General features: G+C 77.3%; 2 protein-coding genes. Both read right to left on the reverse strand.

Features of this window, described 5'->3' with window-relative positions; genetic code table 11:
* Positions 1–749, reverse strand: a 749-nt coding sequence (locus ACOV8S_RS23620) for an ROK family protein (protein ID WP_448320073.1), incomplete at its 3' end; no start/stop codon positions are given.
* The gene (locus ACOV8S_RS23625) at positions 746–1,705 is read right to left on the reverse strand and encodes a dihydrodipicolinate synthase family protein (protein WP_448320074.1); all 960 of its coding nucleotides are present in this window, start codon (positions 1,703–1,705) and stop codon (positions 746–748) included. The genes ACOV8S_RS23625 and ACOV8S_RS23620, both read right to left, overlap by 4 nt.
* Between the last annotated feature and the right edge of the window lie 100 nt (positions 1,706–1,805).

The following is a 1,805-nucleotide window of genomic DNA, read 5'->3' on the forward strand; positions in this document are numbered from 1 at the left end:
ACGACGACCCGGTGCGGGCCGAGCGCGTTGGCGAGTCCGCCCAGGACACGGCCCGCCGCGCGGGCGCCGAGGGTGATGGCGGCGGTGGCGTGCGCATCGCCGAGGGCGGCGCGTGCGGCGACGGTCTGCAGCCGGTCGGCGGGGTCCCCGCCGAGCCGCGCGTAGTGGGCGGTGATGGCGGGACCCGAGGCGATCGCCTCCAGGTGACCGGCGGCGCCGCAGGTGCACGGCAGTCCGTCCGCCTCGGGGCTCGGCAGGTGCCCGAGGTGGCCGGCCACGCCACCGGCGCCCTGCAGCATCCGCCCGCCGGCCGCGATCGCGCCGCCGACCCCGGTGCCGACGGCCGCGTAGATCAGGGTGCCGTCCTCGCCCAGGTCCGCCAGTTCCGTGGCCGCGGCCGCCCGCACGTCGTTGTCGCAGGCCACCCGCAGGCCGGTGCGAGCGGCGAGGCCCGCGGCCAGGGCGGTGCCGGCCCAGCCGCGGAGGGTGTCGGTGGCGCTGGTGACCGTCCCCGACACGGGGTCGATCACGCCCGCCGCGGCGACGCCCACCGCGGTGGCGCCCGGCGCCCAGACCTCGCCAACGGCCTCGGCCAGGGCGTCGAGGACCGCCTCGGCCCCTTCGGCCGCCGGGGTGGGGCGGGTGTGCCGGACCAGGACGGCGCCGTCGGCGCCGACCAGGGCGGCGGCGATCTTCGTGCCGCCCAGATCGAGGCCGACGACCGGCGTCCAGGTGTCGTCCCCGGTCATCGGACCGGCAGCAGCGCGGCGTCGCGCAGGTGCCGCACGACGTGGGCCACGCAGACCTCGTCCAGCTGGATCTGCGAGCCGGCGGTGGTGCCGTGGGTGAACACGCCGAGCAGCCGCAGCGCGTGCTTGAAGGCGCCGATGGCCGAGGAGTTGCGGCCCATGTCGCTCTCGGGTCCGGCGTCCACCAGGCCGAACAGCTGGACCAGCCGCTCCTGCTCCTGGACCGCGCGGTCGAGGTCGCCGGCGCGCACGGCATCGTAGAGGCGGACGTAACCGGCCGGGTCCACGTTGCCGAGGCCCGGCACCACTCCGTCCGCGCCGGCCAGCAGGGCGGCGTCGACGGTCAGTTCGGAGCCGGTGAGGATGCTGAAGGAGGGGGCGGGGCCGTCGACGCGGCCGTCGCGGCCGCCCAGGGCGACGATCAGGCGGCGCAGTCCTCCCTCGTCACCGCTGCTGTCCTTGAGGCCGGCCAGGGTGCCGTCCTCGGCGAGCTCGCGCACCAGGGCGGTGGAGAGCTTGCTGTGCACCGAGACCGGCAGGTCGTAGGCGTAGAGCGGCAGTTCGGCCCGCTCGCGGACGGTGCGGAAGTGGAGCGCGATCTCGCGGGGGTGGGTGCGGGCGTAGAAGGGGGCGGTCGCCACCAGGGCGTCGGCGCCGGCCTCGCGGGCGGCCTCGGCGTGGACGAGCACCCGCGGGGTCGTCATGTCGATGACGCCGGCGAGCACCGGGACGCGTCCCGCGGCGGCCTCCACGACGGTCTCCAGGGCCACCGCCCGCTGCCGGTCGGTGAGGAAGGCGACCTCGCTGCTGGAGCCCAGGGCGAACAGTCCGTGCACGCCCCCGGCGACGAGGTGCTCGACGAGGCGGGCGAGCGACGCGGTGTCGACCTCGCCCGACGCGTCCAGGGGGGTGCAGACGGGCGGCACGACGCCGCGCAGTGGCTGGGACGAGGACATGGTGTCTCCTGGGGCTTGCGAGAGGTGGTTCGAGAGGGGATCGGCCGGCCGTCGTGGCGGGGGGGGGCGGGGGGCGGGCGGGGGACGGGCCCCGAGGGGG

It is taken from the genome of Streptomyces sp. CO7 (assembly GCF_053474865.1).

Excerpts from the sequence above, each read along its gene's own strand:
- ACOV8S_RS23625 (WP_448320074.1), bottom strand. The coding sequence starts at position 1,705 with ATGTCCTCGTCCCAGCCACTGCGCGGCGTCGTGCCGCCCGTCTGCACC.